We start from the raw sequence: 17,605 nt of genomic DNA, 5'->3' as shown, positions 1-17,605 counted from the left end.
ACCACGATGACGAGCCTGCACCTGCACGACGTGCGCGTCACCATCGGCACGACCCCGGTCGTCACCGGCGTCAGCCTCACCGCGCCCTCCGGCGGGCGCGTCGGGATCGTCGGGCCGAACGGCAGCGGCAAGAGCACCCTGCTGCGGGCCGTCTACCGGCACCTTCCCCTGGCCGGGGGGAGCATCACCGTCGGGGACGAGGACCTGTGGGCGCTCACCCCGCGCCGGGCCGCCCAGCTGGTCGCCGCGCTGCCCCAGGAGACCCGTTCGGACTTCGACGTCACGGTCTGGGAGATGGCCGCGATGGGCCGGACCCCCCACAAACGGCCCTTCGCCGCCGACACCGACCGGGACGTCGCCGCCGTCGCCGACGCCCTCACCCACACCGGGGTCGCCCACCTCGCGGGCCGCCGCTACGCCACGCTGTCGGGGGGTGAGCGGCAACGGGTGCTCCTGGCCCGTGCCCTGGCCCAGCAGACGCCCGTCCTGGTGCTCGACGAGCCGACCAACCACCTCGACGTGCGCCACCAGTTCGACCTGCTCGACCTGGTCACCTCCGCCAAGACCACCGTCGTGGCGGCCCTGCACGACCTCAACCTGGCCGCCGCCTACTGCGACCACGTCTACGTCCTGGCAGAGGGACGCGTGGTCGCGGACGGCCCGCCGTACGAGGTGCTCACCCCGCGGCTCATCAGGGAGGTCTTCGGCGTGGACGCGCACGTCACCTCGGTCCCCGGATCCGGCGCGCCGCACCTCATCCTGCGTCCCCCGGAGGGGGGCCCGACGACCAGGTGAGCTTGACGGTGAGCTGACCCTCGGTCGAGGTCTTGGCGATCAGCGCCCCGGCCTCGGCGTTGAGCTTGACGCCGAACTCGATCTCGATCTGGTCCGGCCTGAGCCTGCCCGACCTGAAGGACTCAAGGGCGTCCGCCGCGGCGACCTCGACCTCGGCCAGCACCTCCCCGAAGCGGCGGGCCACGTCCGTCAGCCCCTTCCTTGAGACCCGCCGTACCCCCTCCTCGTCGGCCGTCTCCACCACGATGTGGCCACCGGTGGTCTCGAACCTGATCAACTCGGACACAGAATCTCCCCTAGTACGGCCATGCGGTCGCGTTCTTCAGGTAATGGGCCGGAGGTGGTCCCTTGTCCGGGTGGCCGGACAGCCAGGTGTCGTGGATCCGCTTCCACCGGCCGTCGGCGCGCAGCTCGTCCAGGACGTGGTTGGTGAACCTCAGCAGCTGGACGTCCCTCTTGCGGAAGGCGAAGCCGTGGGGTTCGTCGGAGAACCAGCTGCAGACGGGGTTGACGTTCCAGACGCACCTGCCGCCTCCGGGCGGCGGGGTCGTACCGGGCAGCATCCGGGTGTCACCGCTCATCTCCCTGAGGCCGATCAGGATGTTCTCGTCGGAGGAGACGGCCTCGGCCTGTCCCTGCTCAAGCATCAGCAGGCAGTCGCTGGTCACTGCGGCGACGACCGGGACCAGCCCGACCTCCAGCTGCCTGACGTGGTCGATCGAGACGGTCGAGGCCCCGGAGCACACCCGTTTCCCGCGCAGGTCCTCCACCCGTTGGTAGGGGGACCCCCTGCGGACCAGCATGGTCTGGCCGGTGTCGAGATAGTCGCTCGAATAGGCGATCTCCGTGGCCCGTCTGCAGGTCGTGGTCATCGACTGGGCGAAGAGGTCGATGGTCCCGTCGTTGAGCCGCCTGACCCCCTCGGAGAAGGGCACCGTGACGAAGTCGACCCGCTGCCTGGCCTGTGACCCGAACAGGGCCTTGGCGACCTCCATCACCAGCTCGATCTCGAAGCCCTCGAACTCCCCCGTCCTCGGGTTGCGGAACGACATCCTGGGGGTCGACTGGGACACGCCCACCTTCAGCCGGTCCAGGCGGGGCCGTACCGGGGACGGAGGCAGGCTGTAGCGGGGGTCGCAGTCCGGTTCGTCCCTCTTTTTCGCGGGTTCCTGCGGCACGGAGAACATCGCGCCCGCAGGCGTCGGCTCGGTGATCGGCGGCGGCCGGTACGGCGTGGCGCAGCCGGAGGCCGCGAGCACCAGGGCGGCCAGGGTCACGGCGGCTCTTCTCACAGGTACTCCCTGATCCTGGGCCAGAAGCCGAGGCCGGCGGACAGGACGGCGCAGCAGCACAGCGCGACGGTCAGGAGTCCGAGCCGTGACGGCGCCGAGGGCACCTGTACGGCCAGCGCCTGGATCTGCCTGGCCCCGTCTTCGAGCTTCGTGGTGTTGTCCCGGTCGACCACCTCGAAGGCCGCCGCGAACCGTCCGCCGGGCAGCGCGGCGGCGACCGCCCCGTCGTTGTTCCCCGCGATCAGCTCCTGGTGGATCGAGATGGTGTAGGTCTGGCACCAGGTGGTCTCCCGTTCCGCGCAGCGCGCGTTCCGCCGGAAGTTGCGCAGCGACTGTTCCCAGTTGAACGGGCTGGTGCCGCCGAGCAGCAGGTAGGTGTCGGCGTAGGCGGTCAGCGCCGCGCGTTCTGCGTCCACGAGCTTTCGCTGGTCGATCAGGCGCGTCTCGATGGCGCCGAGCCGCCGGTCGGTCTCCGGCCAGTTGCGCAGCGACCAGCCGGTGGCGCCGAGCACGACGGCCACCAGGACCGTGGCGCCGAGGAGCCCGAGGTTGAGCACCCGCCGCGTACGGCGCGCCAGCGACCACTGCGTCAGGACGAGCCCGGCGATCGTCGCCAGGAGCAGCAGAAGGTGGGCGGCCGAGGTGCGCAGCGCGGTGCTCTTGGCGTCGCGCAGGTTGTCGGTCTCGTCGCGCTGGAGCCGCGCGGCGGCGGGCAGCAGCACCGTGCGCAGGTAGGAGCTGGCCTCGTGCAGGTAGGCGGCCCCGAGCAGGGCGGGCCCCACGGCCTTCCTCGCCTCGTCCGGGTCGGCCGTCTCGTCCTTCGCCGGGGCGATCAGCGTGCCCGCCCTGTCCACCAGGCCGGTGTAGACGGGAAGCTGCAGGGCGATCTCGGCGACGTTGGTCGCCCGGGAGACGTCTCCCCCGGTCAGGCCGCCCGCGTCGGCCAGGCGCCGCCTGATCCGGTCGATCGCGTCGTCGTAGCGCTTTCGCAGGGTCGCCTGGGTCGTGGTCCCGGCCAGGAAGTGCCCGGTGGCCGAGGTGTCGGCCTTGGCGAGCGACTGGTAGATCACCTGGGCGTCGTCGCTCAGCCTGGCGGCCATGTCGGCCTGTTCCCCGCCCGCCCTCTGCAGGGCGTTGTCGGTGAGGGTTCCGGTGACGCCGACACCGATCAGCGTCGTCGCGGTGAGAATCATGTACAGCAGAAGTCTGGTCCGGGTGTGCCTGACTCTGATGTGACCGACCTCCGTATATACAGCTGGTCACCTTCGGCTTCGGCAAGAATGCCACAAAACTTGGCTTTCCTACCAGCGTTCGGCGCTTCCAGAAACCCTGGTAACCACCCCAATAGTCAAATCTTCCCCGTAATGCCGGCCGTTACGTAGTCTTTTACGGTGAGAGTTGAGCCGGGAGAGGAAACCTGGTGGGTACGAATCCGACAGGCCGGTGGCGAGGTCCTGGGAGCGGGGGTGCTGCTCGATCAGAAAACGGTTCTGACGTGCGCGCACGTCATTCCCGACCGCGCCGAGGAGGTCGTGGCGGAATTCGTCGGTCAGCCCGGTGCGCGTCCCGGCACGGCGAAGGTGGTCTCCTGGGTCCCGGCGGACGACGACCAGCGCGGTGACCTCGCCCTGCTCGACCTGGCCTCACCCGCGCCCCTGGAAAGACGGCCGGTGTTACGGCGGCCCGGTCTGTGGGGCCGCGAGGTCTACACGCGTGGTTTTCCCTCCCTCCTCGACGACGGCCTGTGGGTGCGGGCGCGGCTCGGCGGCCGGGCCGGTCCCGGTGGCGAGTGGATCCAGATGGACGCCGAGCCGTACCGGGAGATCCGCCGTGGGTTCAGCGGCGCGCCGGTGGTCGACGGGCGGACCGGTGACGTGCTGGGTGTCGTGGTCAGCGAGTTTCCCGGGCTCGCCGGGCTGGCGTGGATGATCCCGGTCGAGACGATCGTCCACCACCTTCCCGCCCTGGCCGGGATGGTCGCCGACAGTCCCTCCTTCACCGACCAGATCAGGGAGTTCTTCGGGCCCGGCCGTTCCGGCGGCGCGATGGTCGTGGTCACCGGGGACGCGCCGGTCTCCACCTCGCTGGCCGAGCCCGCGCAGCACGAGGAGGACGTCTCCGGCATGACCGTCGCCGAGGTGTCCCGGCAGGTGCACCGCGCCCTCGAACGGCACTCGGAGCGGCAGATGTTCGTGTTCGACGCCGTGGACGCGGCGGACGACCCGGAGACCCTCGCGCAGGAGGTGATCAGGCCGCTCACCGAGGCGGGCCATCAGGTGATCACCGGGCTGCGGCAGGAGTCCGCCCGGCTGCGCAGGATTCTGGACCAGCCCTCGGTGGCCCGGCGGCTTGAGGTCCTGGACGTACGGGTCACCGAGGCACGGGCGGCGGCGCGGGCGACGCGGGCACGGCACCGCGGGGTCGCCCGGCTGGTCACCCCCGTCCCCGACTGGCCGGACGACGGCCCCGCCCTGCAACTGCGGGTCAGGAGCCTGCGCAGAAATCCCACACTTCCCGATCTTGAGGAATGCGAGAGTGAGACAAGGGAACTTCTCCGCAAATCCACTGAGACTCATAGGGAACTCGATAGAATCAACGACGAGTACAAAAGCCTCAAAAGCCTTCTGAGGGCCTACCATTTGGGGTCGGGCGTCGAGCGCTCGGAACGTGACCGAATTCTGGCCGAACGATACACGCGGGCCCACCACCTGCTTTTCACCCTGCCATGTGACCTCGCCGCGGCGAGCGAGGCGGTCGACCATTACATCCGCGCGCTGAAGGAGAACCGATGACTCCGTGCGCCTTCTGTTCCGGCCGGATCGACGAGGACGGTTTCTGCGTCGAATGCGGGCTCCCCGCCGGTACGGTCTCCCGGCCCGCCGACCCGGTCTCCCTGCCCGCCGTCTCCGGGAGCCGGACGCTCAGGGCCGCCGACGGGCTGGTCTCCGTGCCCGTCCCCTCGGGGAAGGACCCCTCGACCCGGGTGATCTCCGACCCCGGCCGGGTCCGGTTCAGCCGGAGGTGCCGCAAGGGACACTTCATCAACTTCACCTACGCCGGGCAGCCCGCCGTGCTGAAGGGGTTCTGCCCGACCTGCCAAACGCCGTTCGACTTCGAACCGCGCCTGGCGCCGGGCGAGCTCGTCGCCGACCAGTACGAGGTCGTCGGCCCCATCGCGCACGGCGGCCTCGGCTGGGTCTACCTGGCCCGTGACCGCCACCTCAACGACAACTACGTCGCGCTGAAGGGCCTGATCCAGCCCGACGACCCGACCGCGGTGAGCCTTGAGGTCTCGGAACGACGCTTCCTGATCTCGCTGGACCACCCCAACATCGTCCGCATCTACAACTTCGTCACCCACGACGACAGCCGGGGGGAACGCGGCGGCTACATCGTCATGGAGTATCTCGACGGCCAGTCGCTCGGCGAGGTCCTCGCCAACCGGCAGGCGCGCCCCGAGCCTGAGCACGTCCTCGCCTACGGCTACGAGATCCTCCTGGCGCTGGACTACCTGCACGGCCGTGGCCTGCTGTACTGCGACATGAAGCCCGACAACGTGATCATCACCCCCGAGCGGATGAAGGTCATCGACATCGGCGGGGTCCGGCGCGACGACGACAGGTCCAGCCCGATCGTGGGCACCTACGGCTTCCAGGTGAGCGCCAAGGAGATCAGGGAACGCGGCCTGACCGTGCGCTCGGACATCTACGCCGTCGGCAGGACGCTGGACAAACTCCTCGGCGTCGGCGGCCCGTCCCGCACAGGGCTGGCCGTCGAGTCGCTCAGGAGGCTGATCCAGCGCGCCTCGCACCAGGACTGGGAGCGACGTTTCGCCTCGGCAGCGGAGATGCTCGAACAGCTCAGGGGTGTGCTGCGCGAGGTCAGATCCTTCCAGCCGGAACACGTCCCGGCGGCCTTCGAGTCGTCCACGGTCTTCGAGCCGAGCGCCGAACTCCTCGACGGCGGCCTGAGCGCCGCCTCCCCGCTCGAACGCTGGACCCGTGACCGGGGCGGCGCCCTGCTCGGTCTCCCCCCGGCCGCCGTCCTCGTCGCCCGTGGCCTGCCCGTCCCCAAGGCCGACCCCGACGACCCGGCGGCGGGCCTGCTGGCGTCCATCGGGAACACCACCGCCCGTGGCCTGCTCGACCAGCTCTCCGAGGTCCGCCGGTCACCCGAGGTCGGGCTGCGCCGCTGCCGCGCCCACCTCGAACTCGACGAACTCGACGAGGCAGAGAGCAGCCTGTCCGGCGACGGCTGGCGGGTCACCTGGCACCACGGCCTGCTCGCCCTGGCCCGCGAGGAGTACGGCACGGCGCTGTCGTGCTTCGACCGTGTCTACGGCGCGTTGCCCGGCGAGACCGCGCCGAAGCTGGCCCGCGCGTTCTGCCAGGAACTCCTGGGCGACCTCCGTGCCGCCGAGGAGGGCTTCGACGTCGTGTGGCGGCGTGACCGCTCGCAGACCAACGCCGCGTTCGGGCTGGTCAGGCTGCGGGTGCGGGCCGGAGACCGGTCGGCCGCGGTCGGCGTCCTCGACGGGGTGCCGAAGGTCGCCCAGCACCACGACGCCGCCCGGGTCGCCGCCGTACGCGTGCTGTCGGAGGAGTTGCTCGGCGGGAACCTCCCCGGCGCCGACGACCTGACAAGGGCGACCCGGCTGCTGGCCTCGCTGGTCCTCGACGGGGGAGAGCCGACCGGCAAGGTCAGGGACCGCCTCACCGCGGCCGTCCGGGAGGCGCGCGACCGCTCCGCGCCGGACGACGAGGCGCGCCGGGAACTGGAACGGTCATATCTGAGACTCGCCGAGCAGGCCACCACCTGGCAGGACCGGGGCAGGCTGGTCGACCTCGCGCACTCCGTACGCCCCTGGAGCCTGCTGTGACCCTGAGATTCGAGCTGAACATCGACCAGGACCCGGTCCTGACCATCGGGAGGACCGAACTCGACGCCGTCCTCAGGGTCGCCGGGCAGCGGCTCGACGGCCCCGCCGAGCGAGCCGAGCGGTGCGAGGTCCTCATCATCGACTGCTCCGGCTCCATGGGCGGGCTGAACCGCAGGTCGGAAGGCCGCCGTCTGAAGATCGCAGCCGCGGTGAGCGCGACCATGACGGCGATCGACGTCCTGCCCGACGGAGTGCTCTTCGCCGTCGTCGCGGGCGACCACGAGGCCCGCACCGTCTACCCGCCGACCCCGGCGAGCGAGCGCACCAGGGCCGACGCCAGGGCGGCCGTACGCAGGCTGACCTGCAACGGCGGCACCAACATCGGCGCCTGGCTCACCGAGGCCCGGCGGCTGCTCGCCCCCCACCCGAACGCGCTCAGACACGCGATCCTGCTGACCGACGGCCGGAACAACGAGTCCCCCGAGGAGTTCGAACGGGCGCTGGCGGCCTGCGAGGGCGAGTTCGTCTGCGACGCCCGGGGCATCGGCGAAGACTGGGTGGCCCACGACCTGCAGCGGATCGCCACCGTGCTGCGCGGCTCAGCCGACGCCGTGGTCGACGACGCCGAGCTTGAGGCCGAGTTCAGGAGGATGGTCGAGGCGGCTCTCGGCAAGGTGACCCCGAAGATGTCGCTGCGCTTCACCACCACCCCGCCCGGCAGGCTGGTCTCCCTCAGGCAGGTCTATCCCGAGCGGGCCGACCTCACCGGGCACGTCACCGCGCTCGGGGACCGCGTCTTCGAGCTGGCCAGCGGCTCCTGGGGTGAGGAGTCCCGCGACTACCAGCTCCGCTTCGAGGTCTCCCACGAGGGCGCCCCGCACTTCACCGACCTGCGCGTGGCCCGCGTCGAGGCGGTGGTCGGCGGTGAGCGCCGTGGCGCCGCCAACGTCATGGTCCACTGGAGCGAGGATCCGGACGCCTCGGCGTTCACCAGCCACACGATCTCGCTCTACCAGGCCCAGGACAACATGAGCCAGGCCGTCGACGCGGGCCTGTCCGCCTACGGCAGGAACGACCTGCCCGGGGCCGAGCGCGAGTGGGCCCGCGCGGTCCGCCTGGCCGCCCGCTGCGGCAACCAGCGCGCCCTCGACGAGCTCCAGCGTTTCGTGGAGATCCTCGACCTCGACGAGGGCCGGGTCCGTGCCCGCCCCAACCTGAGCCACCACGACGTCCAGCTGGTCAAGGTGGCCCTGTCCCACTACGAACAGGCGCCGGAGGAGGAACCCGCCGCCGTTCCCGCGGGCCCTCCCTGGGATTGCGAATGCGGCCGTACCTCTCCCTCGGCCGCCAACTTCTGCATCCACTGCGGCCACCACCGCCGCCCCTGAGCCCTTCCAAGAGCCAGGGCCGTCAACCACGCCGCACGGGTGAAGTGCCGTTCCTCAGCCTGCGGCCCCGTTGTCCCAGGGTTGCCGATCGCCCTGGAACAGCCGGCCACGCCGTACGGGCGAAGCGCGGTTCCTCAGCCTGCGGCCCGTTGCCCCAGGACCGTCACCTGCCTCAACCCCTGTCGCCCCGGGGCCGCCTCACGGCTTCCAGGCCGGGTCCCTGCCGATGAGGCCGAGCAGCCGGTCGAACGGCGGGGCGTCGTCGGGCACCGCGACCGGCGGCCCGAAGGCGCCGCGCTTCCTGCCCATCTCCGCCATCTGCCCGGTGAAGTCCAGCGCCCGCTCGACCGCCTCGGCGTCCGGCTCGTACGGCTCGCCGACCGCCCTGGACAGGTCCCAGCCGTGCACGACCATGTCGACGAGGAACATGTGGGCCAGCGTGGTCATCGGCATGCCCATGGCGGGGCTGACCCCCTCCCACACCTCAGGGCGCGACCAGACGGCCAGGGTGCGCTCGGCCCGCTCGGGGAAGTCACCCGCGTACGGCCCCTGCTCGACGCGCGGCCCGCCCTCGCCCACCGACTCGAACATCTCGGCCACCCACTCAAGGTGGTTGATCAGGCCTCTGACGTCGAACTCCGCACACGGCGTGGGGTCTCCCAGCCTCTCCTGTCCCGCTGTACGGACCACAGTGCGGACCAGGTCGGCGGTCTGTTCGGTGGCACGCCTCATCAGCGGCATCATGTCGTTCATGGCAGCCATCCTGCCCGGCTCGTCGGGAACGCGGCTTGTAGAAACGCGACAGCGCGGCTGGGTCGATCCGTACGCGGGTCTCGACGCCTTCGCCTTCGCCCGCCACGCGCCCGCCCCCGGCCTGGCGGCCCACGTGGACCACTTCTGGGTCGTCACGTGGACCGGCCTGGCCGAGCCGTACGAGCAGCGCATCGTCTCGCACCCGACCGTGAACATGGTGATCACCGAGGACTTCCACCGGGTCGTGGGCGTGATCAGGGGCGGGTTCTCCTACACGATGCGTGGCAGCGGCCGGGTGCTCGGCACGCGCTTCGTGCCCGGTGGCTTCCGGACGTTCCTCGGCGCCCCGGTCTCCACGCTGACCGACCGTTTCACGGAGATCGGCGAGATGTTCGGCGCGGCGGGCACGACCCTGGTCGAGCGGGTCCTGGCCGAGCCCGACGCGCGGGCCGCGATCACGCTCGTCGAGGATCTCCTGCTCGGTCTGGAGCCTGAGCGGGACCCACTCGCCGAGGAGGCCGCGGCGCTGGTCGCGCTGGCGGAGGACGACCCCTCGATGACCAGGGTCGACGAGCTGGCCGCCAGGTCGGGGCGGTCGACGCGCTCGCTGCAACGGCTGTTCCGCGACCACGTCGGCGTCGGCCCCAAGTGGGTGATCCGCCGTTTCCGGCTGCACGAGGCCGCCGAACGGATCTATCAGGGCCTCGACCTGGCCACGTTGGCCGCCGAACTCGGCTACACCGACCAGGCCCACCTGACCCGCGACTTCACCGCCGCGGTCGGCATGCCCCCCTCGGCCTACGCCCGCCTCGGCCGACGCCCCTGACCTCTCCCGGGACGCTCGGCCCTTCCCGCGCGGTCGGTCAGGGCCTCTGGTCAGGGTCTCGCCGGTCCTCTCACCCCCCGTCCTCGCCGGTCAGCTCCCGGACCCGCCGCAGCAACGCGGCCCTGCGGGCGTGAGCCCGTACGGCCAGCGCCAGCGCCACCGCGACGAACACCCCGCCGACCGCCAGCGCGACCCCGACCCCTCCGCCACGTTGGACGGCCGCGGCCACCAGCACAGCGGTCGTGGCGACGGCGGCGGCCAGTCCGATCCAGGCCGCGATCACCCGGTCTACGGCGAACAGCGGCACCCGGCGTGTCACCAGCCATCCGCCGTATCCCGCCCAGGCCACACAGCACACCGTGAACACGGCGAAGGCCAGCCGGGTACGGCCCGGCAGCGGTCCGGGCTCGCCCAGCCACAGCGCGCCGACGAAGGCCGTGCCGACCGACCCCGTCAGCAGCGCCGTCACGGCCCGCATCCGTCGGCCCTTGGACAGGGCCGACTCCAGCCCCTCGATCGTCTCCCGCGCCGACATGCGCGGTTCCTCCTCGGTCATGCCCGGTACCCCTTCCTCTCCAGATGCTCACGCGACAGCCGACGGGCCCGGTTCAGCCGGGACTTGACCGTGCCGACGGGGACCTGGCAGATCCGTGCGCAGTCCTCGATCGACAGGTCCTCCAGGTAGAAGAGGACGAGGATCTCCCGCTCCGGCACCGGCAGTTCCGCCAGGAGACCCACCAGTTCGGCACGGTCGACCAGAGCCTCGACCGGGTCCTCGACGATCGCCCTGTCCGCCGCGAGCGCCTCGTGCTCCCTGGCGTACCGGCCGCGCAGCCGGTCTGTCACCGACCGGCGTGCGATGGTGAACAGCCAGGGCGCGAACCTGTCGGGTTCCCGCAGCCGGGGCAGGCCACGGACCACGGCCAGCCAGACCTCCTGGGCCACGTCGTCGGCCCGCTCGGCGTCCAGCATGCGCCGCACATAGGTCCACACCGGCACCCGCCAGCGGTCGACCAGTTCCGCGAGCGCCGCCCGCTCACCCAGCTGGGCCCGCACCACGAGTAGTTCGTCGGTCATCGCGTCCTCCTGTCACCCTGCACAGTCGGACGGCGGAGCGATCAGGTTCACGGACACACAACCGGGCCTTCCACCTGGTATCGGGTGATGTTTCACGTGGAACAACCGGAAGCCGTCCCGAGATTCGCAAGATCACGCCTCCGCGCCCCCTGGTAGGTTGACGCCGGAACCAGGACAGAAGGGATGTGTCTCCTGTGCTCGACGATGCCGGTCTCCAGGCTCTCCGCGAGGCCGCCCGTTTCTCCCCGGACAACCTCCCGCTGCGGCGGCACCTGGCCGACCAGCTTCTCACCAAGGGATACCTCGCCGAGGCCGAGGCGGAGTACCGCGCGGCGCTCATGCTGGCACCCCAGGACCCGGACATCACAACCGGCCTGGCGGAGGCGTTCACCCGGCAGAGCGCGTACGGCGCGGCGCTGTCGATCCTGGAGCCGCACCTGGCGCGGGCCGGTTACCCGCCGCGGATGGGCGTGATCGCGGCCAGGGCACTGCTCGGTGAGGGCGAGACGGCCGGTGCGGCCCGCCGCTACCACGAGGCGGTCTCCCGCGACCCCTCGGTCGCCGCCCCCGACCTGGCCGCCCGGCTCGCGGCGCCGCCGCAGCCCGTGACGGCGCCGCCGAGCCCGCCTCGGGAGGCCGACTCGGAGGTCGAACGCTCCCGGTTCACCTTCGCCGACGTGGCGGGCATGGAGGCGGTCAAGGAGACACTGCGCCTCAAGCTCCTGCTGCCCGTGCAGCAGCCGGAGCTGTTCGCCGCGTTCGGCAAGCGGGCGGGCGGCGGAGTGCTGCTCTACGGCCCGCCGGGCGCGGGCAAGACACACCTGGCCAGGGCCGCGGCCGGTGAGCTCGGCGCGGCGTTCGTCAGCGTCGGTCTGGCCGACATCCTGGACATGTACATCGGCTCCAGCGAACGCAACCTGCGCGCGGTGTTCGAGATGGCCCGCCGCAACCGGCCCTGCGTGCTGTTCTTCGACGAGGTCGACGCGCTCGCCGCCCGCCGGTCCGACATGCGCCAGGCGCACAACCGTCAGATCGTCAACCAGTTCCTGGCCGAACTCGACGGCGTGGACGACGGCGCCAACGAGGGGGTCCTGGTACTGGCGGCCACGAACGCTCCCTGGTACGTGGACGTGGCCTTCCGCAGGCCCGGCCGATTCGACCAGCTCGTGTTCGTACCGCCGCCCGACCCGGCCGCGCGCGCCGCCATCCTGCGCATCATGTGCCGGGACAAGCCGCTGGCCGAGATGGACTTCGACGCGGTGGCCCGGATCACCGACAACTTCACCGGCGCCGACCTCAAGGGGGTGGTCGACCGCGCCGTCGAGGCCAAGCTCCAGCAGTCGATCAGCGCGGGCCGCATGATCCCCCTGGTCACGGCCGACCTGGTCACCGCCGTCGGCCAGGTCAGGCCGACCGCCGTACGCGAGTGGCTGACCACCGCCCGCAACTACGTGCTGCACGCCAACGAGTCCGGCGCCTGGGACGAGCTGATGCCGTGGATCAAGCGCATATGACGCCCGTCCAGGTCGCGCTCGAACGCGCGCGTGGCCTGCTCGGCCTGAACCGTCCGGTCGAGGCCGCCAGGGAACTGCGCGGCGCCGTCGCCGAGGACCCGCAGCACCCGACCGCGCACGCCCTGCTCGCCATAGCCCTGGCCGAACAGGGCGAGGTGGCCGAGGCCGCCGCCGAAGCCGGCGAGGCCGTACGGCTCGCGCCCGACTCCTGGTTCACGCACTACGCCGCCGGACAGGTCCACCACCGCTCAGGCCGGGCCGACCGGGCGCTCCCCGCCGTCACCGCCTCGCTGGAGCTGAACCCCGAGTACGCCCCCACCTGGGAGTTGCTGGCCCGGGTGCACATACGGAGCGGCCGGTGGAGCGAGGCGGCGAAGGCGGCACGCCAGGGGTTGGGTCTCGATCCCGAGGACCCCGACCTGGCGAGCCTGCTGGCGGTCGCCCTGGTCATGCTCGGTGACGCGGCCGAGGCCGTGCCCGCCGCGGCGCTGGCCGTACGCCTCGATCCGGAGAGCGCCGCGGCGCACCTGGCCTACGGCCGCGCGCACCTGGCCTTCGGCGACCCCGGGGTGGCCGCGGACGCCTTCCGCGAGACACTGCGGCTCAACCCGAGCTTCGACCACGCCAGGGACCTGCTCGTCCTGGCGCTCAAACGCCGCAATCCCCTCTACCGGCTGCTGACCCGGCTGCGCGGCAGGTTTCGCGGCGGCCTGCGTCTGGCGCTGCTGCTGCCCCTGGCGCCGCCGCTCATCGCCGTCTTCGTGCTCATCGCGGTCCTGCACTGGGCGGCGTGGGTCGCCGAGGCCTGGGCGACGCTGCGCCTGTACCGAGGCCGTACGACCCGGCTGCTGCTCGAAGGCACCCAGGTCCGGGTGGCGACGCTCTGCTGCGCGCTCCCGGTCGTGGGTGCGGCGCTGCTGACGTCGGGCGTGCTGGCCGGCCTCGAAGTGGTGGGTACGGCGGGCGCCGCGGTCATGGCCCTGGTCACCCCCGTCCAGGAGGCGGCCCACACCGGCTCCCGTCCCGCCCGGCTCCTCCTGTACGGCTGGGCGATCCTGCTCGTCCTCGCCGTCGTCGTGTCACTGCTCCTGGCGACGACCACCGTCGCCCTGCTGACCACCTACGCCTCACTCGCCACGATCTGGCTCGCGACCGCCCCCCGCCGCCTGGCGCACCGCGCCGCAGGCTGAGCCTCTCGGCAACCGGTCAGTTTTGGAGAAGCCGTCATGGCTTCGGGTTCCTAGGATGAGATTGTTCAGATCGAGCACCTTCTGAGAGGAAATCTGCCATGAAGGGCACCCAGTCGTCCGCCACCAACACCGAAGCCGCCGAGAAGTACGACGGGTTCACGGCCGAGGAGCGGGACGCGATGAAGGAGCGCGCCAAGGAGCTGAAGGCCTCCTCCAAGCGTGGCTCCCGAGCCCCCAAGGTGGACCCGGAGGTCGAGGTGCTCGCGAAGATCGCCGAGATGGAGGGGACGGACCGCGCCATCGCCGAGCGGCTCCACGACATCGTCAAGAACAACGCCCCCGCCCTCTCCTCGAAGCTCTGGTACGGCATGCCGGCGTACGCCAGGGACGGCAAGATCGTCTGTTTCTTCCAGCCCGCGCAGAAGTTCAAGGCGAGGTACGCCACGCTCGGCTTCAACGACCCCGCGACCCTCGACGACGGCACCATGTGGCCCACCGCCTTCGCCCTGACCGACCTGACCCCCGAGACCGAAGTCCGGATCGCCGCCCTCATCAAGAAGGCCGCCGGCTGAGGCATCCCGCCTCCCCGCTGTCGCGTGGCTTCCTGGCGCGTACGGGCTCCACGTGTCCACGCGCCGGCCGCCTCCGGCAACACGACACCACGAGTTCCGGCACGGAGCCGCCGGACCGTGCCCGGCCTCGCCGGAGGCGACGTGCCCGAGGCGGGGACCACACATGTCATCGATCCCGGGCCTGCCGGCCGTACGCTCGGCCACGTGGGGTTCCGGGTGCGTGGGGTTCCGGGTGCGAGAAAGGCGAAGGAACCGGCGCCCGGATCGGGCGGCGCACGGTACGGCTGTGGCTCAGGCCGTCATCTTCTTCCCTGTTTTCCTCGTTTCCACGGCCGAATCGGTGAACACCGGCCGCGTCCCCTACCGGAACCGACGGAACGGCCCGGCCATGTGGTTCGGCGTCGAACGTGACATGCCGACGATGCTCGAAGCTCCCAGAGCGGACATCGTGATCTCGGTGATCAATTCGTCCTCCGGAAGCTTCTTCACATAAATGGAAAGCCTCGGCAGGCCACAGGGAATCCGGTTCGAACCGCATCCCTGACGGCTTCCCGGTCACGGCCGGTTCGCCCGTCGAGCCCTGGTGATCAAAGAGCTAGAGTAATCCGAGGAAAGATCATTCCTGGCAGGGTTTCGTCTCCTCTCACCGGCTGCACAGATATGCCTTGACCGTACGATCAAAGATCACCCGGATGGGCCCGGTTTCGCCGATCGCCTCATCACCGTCCGGCGAATCACGGCGTAGCGCGCGGCGATGAGCAGGAAGCACCGGAAGGAAAACAGTGGATTACTACGCCCATCGGGTGGCTGTGATCACGGGGGCGGGCTCGGGAATCGGTCGCGCGCTGGCCGTGAACCTGGCTCGGCGGGGCACGAGGCTGGCGCTGTCCGACCAGAACGCCGAGGCGGTGGCCGAAACCGCGCGACGCTGTCAGCGGTTCGGCGCGCGGGTGTTCACGGACACGGTCGACGTGACCGACCGGCAGGCGGTTCTCCGCCATTCGGCCGCCGTCCACGAGGAATTCGGCCGTGTCGACATGGTCTTCTGCGTGGCGGGTGTCATCCACACCGGAAGGCTGCTCAACTCCGAATTCAGTGACTTCGATCACGTGCTGAACGTCAATTTGCTGGGCGTGGTCAACACGGCCAAAACGTTTCTGCCTCTTCTGATCTCTTCGGGAGGCGGGCACGTCGTGACCGTTTCCAGTGCGTTCGGATTCTTCTCGGCGCCGTGCTACACCGCCTACAGCGCGTCGAAGTTCGCGGTGCGTGGATTCAGCGAGTCACTGCGACAGGAGATGCGACTCGACGGGCACCCTGTTTCGGTGACGTGTGTCTATCCGGGCGGCGTCCGTACACCGATCATGCGGAACGGGCGGTTCGCGAAAGGCGAAGACTCCGCCGCCGTCACAAAGAGGTTCGACACGAAGGTCGCACGGATGGACGCCTCCAGGGCGGCCGCGATCATCCTGCTCGGCGTGAGGCGCCGGCAGGCACAGGTGTTCGTCGGAGCGGACGCCAAGATCGCATGGATCCTCGTTCGCGCACTGGGGTCCGCCTACCAGCGTTTGGTGCTCTGGGTCGGGCGGCGATGACCTACCGTGCCCCGATGTCGACGAGACGGGGAGACGGGTACGGCAGACCGCCGACCGAGGCCTTTGGCGGTGAACGGCAAGAGACGCGCCCGAGCTCGTCGCCGAGGAGGCAGCAGACGTCCTGAAGTCCGCCTGACCTCTCCTTCCTGACCACGGAAGCGGACGAACACGGGCGCCGCATGCCGCGTCCTCCCCGTGATGAACGGTGAGCACTGGAACGAGGGGTCCGGCTTCTCCTCCCTTTTCGTATCATCGACCATATGACCGGTGAGCCCTCACACCCCGTCCACTCCGGCGAATGGCGCGTCTCCCACACCGAACGCGAGGCGGTGGTGGAAAGGCTGAGCAAGGCGGCGGCCGATGGGCGCCTCGACCTCGCCGAGCTGGACGGGCGGCTGGAACGGGCGCTGACCGCCAGGACATACGCCGACCTCGCGCCTCTGACGGCGGACCTTCCCCCTGACGTTCCATCGGCCCCGAGAAAGCCGCTGGTCCTCCAGGGGGGTCTCGGTGGCGTCACCCGAGCCGGCCACTGGCAGGTGCCCGCGAAGGTGGTCGCGTCCGGCGGCATGGGTGGGGTCAAACTCGACTTCACCCAGGCCGGTTGTGATCTGCCCGAGGTCGAGCTGGAGGTGCACGGCCAGGCGGGCGGTGTCACGGTCATCGTTCCCGACGGCTGGGCCGTGGAGACCGTCGAGGTGAATCCGGGCCTCGGTGGCCTGAAGGACAAAGTCACCTCTCCCCGGCTCCCGGGCGCACCGCTGATCCGCATGAGCGGCACCGGTGGCGCGGGAGGTGTGGTCATCCGTCACCCCAACAGTTGGGAACGCCGGAAGCTGAAGCGGGAGCAGTCGCGGTGACGGGGATCTCCGGGTAAGCCGCGCACGAGCGCACGGGACGAGGCCGACGGTGAACTTCGAGGTCGTCACACATGTCATGGCGCCGCCGGAACGGGTCTTCGACATATCGCTGGACGTGGACGTCCACTCCGCCTCGATGGCGGGATCCGCGGAGGAGGCGGTCGACGGTGTGACCGCCGGTGGCATGCGGCTGGGCGACACCGTCACATGGCGGGCGCGGCACTTCGGCCTCCACTGGAGGATGACGTCCACGATCAGCGCCTACGACCGCCCCGCGTACTTCGTCGACGAGCAGGTGTCAGGCCCCTTCGAGCGCTGGTACCACGCCCACCGTTTTCACGGTGACGACCACGGCGGCACGGTGATGAGCGACATCGTCGAGTTCACCGCGCCTTTCGGCCCCCTCGGAAGAGTCGCCGAACTGCTGGTACTCCGCCATTACATGCCCAGGTTGATCCACATGCGGAACCAGTACGTCAAGCGGGTCGCGGAAAGCGCTCCGTGACCGCGTCCGCCGCGTGATCACCACCACGAGAACCACGGCCACAAGACCGGCCCGATCGCACGTTCAACGGCACACGGCCGCCTCGCTGCTCAAGAGGCTCAAGGATCACGCACGGGGTCTCAAAAGACGAGGAGACCATTCGAATGAGCCCGTCATAGCGAAACGCCCCGGAATCTGCCCGCTCCGAGGCGTTTATCGATGGGGCTACCAGGATTTGAACCTGGGGCCTCTCCCTTGTCAGGGAATCACAAATGCTCTGGACTTTTGTCGACGACGGGTGAAAACTGACCCTGTGGCGACGGCCGAAAACTGACCCCCCTTCAGTCACTCTGGAGGGTGATCAAGGTGGAGGACTGGGC

18 protein-coding genes are annotated in these 17,605 nt (G+C 70.3%); 12 read left to right on the top strand and 6 right to left on the bottom strand.

What is annotated here, in order from left to right; genetic code table 11:
- Positions 1-6: 6 nt before the first annotated feature.
- Positions 7-795, top strand: a complete 789-nt coding sequence (locus tag ABZ463_RS40375) for an ABC transporter ATP-binding protein (RefSeq protein WP_362785212.1) — start codon at positions 7-9, stop codon at positions 793-795.
- On the opposite strand, the gene ABZ463_RS40370 is transcribed toward ABZ463_RS40375, so the two are convergent.
- Genes ABZ463_RS40370 through ABZ463_RS40360 form a run of 3 tightly spaced genes read right to left on the bottom strand, consistent with a single transcriptional unit; the run spans position 755 to position 3,280 of the window.
- Entirely contained in the window at positions 755-1,081 is a 327-nt protein-coding gene (locus ABZ463_RS40370) for a CU044_2847 family protein (RefSeq protein WP_352013602.1), read from the bottom strand. The genes ABZ463_RS40375 and ABZ463_RS40370 overlap by 41 nt on opposite strands.
- A gap of 10 nt (positions 1,082-1,091) precedes the next feature.
- Entirely contained in the window at positions 1,092-2,087 is a 996-nt protein-coding gene (locus ABZ463_RS40365) for a transporter substrate-binding domain-containing protein (RefSeq protein WP_352013603.1), read from the bottom strand.
- Positions 2,084-3,280: a hypothetical protein gene (locus tag ABZ463_RS40360; protein WP_362785208.1), complete on the bottom strand. Its 1,197-nt coding sequence runs from the start codon at positions 3,278-3,280 to the stop codon at positions 2,084-2,086. The genes ABZ463_RS40365 and ABZ463_RS40360 overlap by 4 nt, the downstream gene beginning before the upstream one ends.
- A 198-nt stretch (positions 3,281-3,478) precedes the next feature.
- Here ABZ463_RS40360 and ABZ463_RS40355 point away from each other — a divergent pair, with 198 nt between their 5' ends.
- Genes ABZ463_RS40355 through ABZ463_RS40345 form a run of 3 tightly spaced genes read left to right on the top strand, consistent with a single transcriptional unit; the run spans position 3,479 to position 8,354 of the window.
- Positions 3,479-4,879: a serine protease gene (locus tag ABZ463_RS40355; protein ID WP_362785205.1), complete on the top strand. Its 1,401-nt coding sequence runs from the start codon at positions 3,479-3,481 to the stop codon at positions 4,877-4,879.
- The gene (locus tag ABZ463_RS40350) at positions 4,876-6,966 is read left to right on the top strand and encodes a tetratricopeptide repeat protein (protein WP_362785202.1); all 2,091 of its coding nucleotides are present in this window, start codon (positions 4,876-4,878) and stop codon (positions 6,964-6,966) included. The genes ABZ463_RS40355 and ABZ463_RS40350 overlap by 4 nt, the downstream gene beginning before the upstream one ends.
- A complete protein-coding gene (locus ABZ463_RS40345) occupies positions 6,963-8,354 on the top strand; it encodes a vWA domain-containing protein (protein ID WP_362785199.1) in 1,392 nt (463 codons plus the stop codon). The genes ABZ463_RS40350 and ABZ463_RS40345 overlap by 4 nt, the downstream gene beginning before the upstream one ends.
- Before the next feature lie 198 nt (positions 8,355-8,552).
- On the opposite strand, the gene ABZ463_RS40340 is transcribed toward ABZ463_RS40345, so the two are convergent.
- Positions 8,553-9,107 carry a TIGR03086 family metal-binding protein gene (locus ABZ463_RS40340; RefSeq protein WP_352013608.1) on the bottom strand — a complete coding sequence of 185 codons (555 nt, stop codon included), beginning with the start codon at positions 9,105-9,107 and terminating at the stop codon, positions 8,553-8,555.
- Here ABZ463_RS40340 and ABZ463_RS40335 point away from each other — a divergent pair.
- Positions 9,106-9,933 carry a helix-turn-helix domain-containing protein gene (locus tag ABZ463_RS40335; RefSeq protein ID WP_362785195.1) on the top strand — a complete coding sequence of 276 codons (828 nt, stop codon included), beginning with the start codon at positions 9,106-9,108 and terminating at the stop codon, positions 9,931-9,933. The two genes, ABZ463_RS40340 and ABZ463_RS40335, sit on opposite strands and share 2 nt — an antisense overlap.
- A gap of 70 nt (positions 9,934-10,003) precedes the next feature.
- On the opposite strand, the gene ABZ463_RS40330 is transcribed toward ABZ463_RS40335, so the two are convergent.
- Positions 10,004-10,489 (bottom strand): hypothetical protein, encoded by a 486-nt coding sequence (locus ABZ463_RS40330; RefSeq protein WP_362785192.1) that lies wholly within the window; start codon positions 10,487-10,489, stop codon positions 10,004-10,006.
- Positions 10,486-11,010, bottom strand: coding sequence for a sigma-70 family RNA polymerase sigma factor (locus tag ABZ463_RS40325; RefSeq protein WP_352013611.1), 525 nt, complete (start codon positions 11,008-11,010; stop codon positions 10,486-10,488). Before ABZ463_RS40325 ends, ABZ463_RS40330 begins: the two co-directional genes overlap by 4 nt.
- 194 nt (positions 11,011-11,204) lie before the next feature.
- Between ABZ463_RS40325 and ABZ463_RS40320 the strand changes: the two genes are divergently transcribed.
- From ABZ463_RS40320 to ABZ463_RS40290, 7 genes are all read left to right on the top strand, one after another.
- Complete coding sequence (locus tag ABZ463_RS40320) at positions 11,205-12,524, top strand: ATP-binding protein (RefSeq protein ID WP_362785189.1); 1,320 nt, start codon at positions 11,205-11,207, stop codon at positions 12,522-12,524.
- Entirely contained in the window at positions 12,521-13,714 is a 1,194-nt protein-coding gene (locus ABZ463_RS40315) for a tetratricopeptide repeat protein (protein WP_362785187.1), read from the top strand. The genes ABZ463_RS40320 and ABZ463_RS40315 overlap by 4 nt, the downstream gene beginning before the upstream one ends.
- Before the next feature lie 98 nt (positions 13,715-13,812).
- Entirely contained in the window at positions 13,813-14,286 is a 474-nt protein-coding gene (locus tag ABZ463_RS40310; protein ID WP_362785184.1) for a DUF1801 domain-containing protein, read from the top strand.
- 286 nt (positions 14,287-14,572) lie between these two features.
- On the top strand, positions 14,573-14,779 hold the full coding sequence (locus tag ABZ463_RS40305) for a hypothetical protein (RefSeq protein ID WP_352013615.1): 207 nt from the start codon (positions 14,573-14,575) through the stop codon (positions 14,777-14,779).
- 289 nt (positions 14,780-15,068) lie between these two features.
- Complete coding sequence (locus ABZ463_RS40300; protein WP_362785181.1) at positions 15,069-15,881, top strand: SDR family NAD(P)-dependent oxidoreductase; 813 nt, start codon at positions 15,069-15,071, stop codon at positions 15,879-15,881.
- A gap of 260 nt (positions 15,882-16,141) precedes the next feature.
- Complete coding sequence (locus ABZ463_RS40295) at positions 16,142-16,741, top strand: DUF1707 domain-containing protein (RefSeq protein ID WP_352013617.1); 600 nt, start codon at positions 16,142-16,144, stop codon at positions 16,739-16,741.
- Positions 16,742-16,790: 49 nt separating this feature from the next.
- Entirely contained in the window at positions 16,791-17,246 is a 456-nt protein-coding gene (locus tag ABZ463_RS40290) for an SRPBCC family protein (protein WP_362785178.1), read from the top strand.
- Positions 17,247-17,605 lie beyond the last annotated feature (359 nt).

The organism is Streptosporangium sp. NPDC020145 (assembly GCF_040631275.1).
Taxonomy (GTDB): domain Bacteria; phylum Actinomycetota; class Actinomycetes; order Streptosporangiales; family Streptosporangiaceae; genus Streptosporangium.
This window is presented reverse-complemented; position numbering and strand designations above follow the sequence as displayed.

What these genes read in the sequence shown, in the direction of transcription:
- ABZ463_RS40375 (WP_362785212.1), top strand. Translation starts at nt 7, where the DNA reads ATGACGAGCCTGCACCTGCACGACGTGCGCGTCACCATCGGCACGACC.
- ABZ463_RS40360 (WP_362785208.1), bottom strand. Translation starts at nt 3,280, where the DNA reads ATGATTCTCACCGCGACGACGCTGATCGGTGTCGGCGTCACCGGAACC.
- ABZ463_RS40350 (WP_362785202.1), top strand. Translation starts at nt 4,876, where the DNA reads ATGACTCCGTGCGCCTTCTGTTCCGGCCGGATCGACGAGGACGGTTTC.
- ABZ463_RS40335 (WP_362785195.1), top strand. Translation starts at nt 9,106, where the DNA reads ATGGCAGCCATCCTGCCCGGCTCGTCGGGAACGCGGCTTGTAGAAACG.
- ABZ463_RS40340 (WP_352013608.1), bottom strand. Translation starts at nt 9,107, where the DNA reads ATGAACGACATGATGCCGCTGATGAGGCGTGCCACCGAACAGACCGCC.
- ABZ463_RS40330 (WP_362785192.1), bottom strand. Translation starts at nt 10,489, where the DNA reads ATGACCGAGGAGGAACCGCGCATGTCGGCGCGGGAGACGATCGAGGGG.
- ABZ463_RS40325 (WP_352013611.1), bottom strand. Translation starts at nt 11,010, where the DNA reads ATGACCGACGAACTACTCGTGGTGCGGGCCCAGCTGGGTGAGCGGGCG.
- ABZ463_RS40315 (WP_362785187.1), top strand. Translation starts at nt 12,521, where the DNA reads ATGACGCCCGTCCAGGTCGCGCTCGAACGCGCGCGTGGCCTGCTCGGC.
- ABZ463_RS40310 (WP_362785184.1), top strand. Translation starts at nt 13,813, where the DNA reads ATGAAGGGCACCCAGTCGTCCGCCACCAACACCGAAGCCGCCGAGAAG.
- ABZ463_RS40295 (WP_352013617.1), top strand. Translation starts at nt 16,142, where the DNA reads ATGACCGGTGAGCCCTCACACCCCGTCCACTCCGGCGAATGGCGCGTC.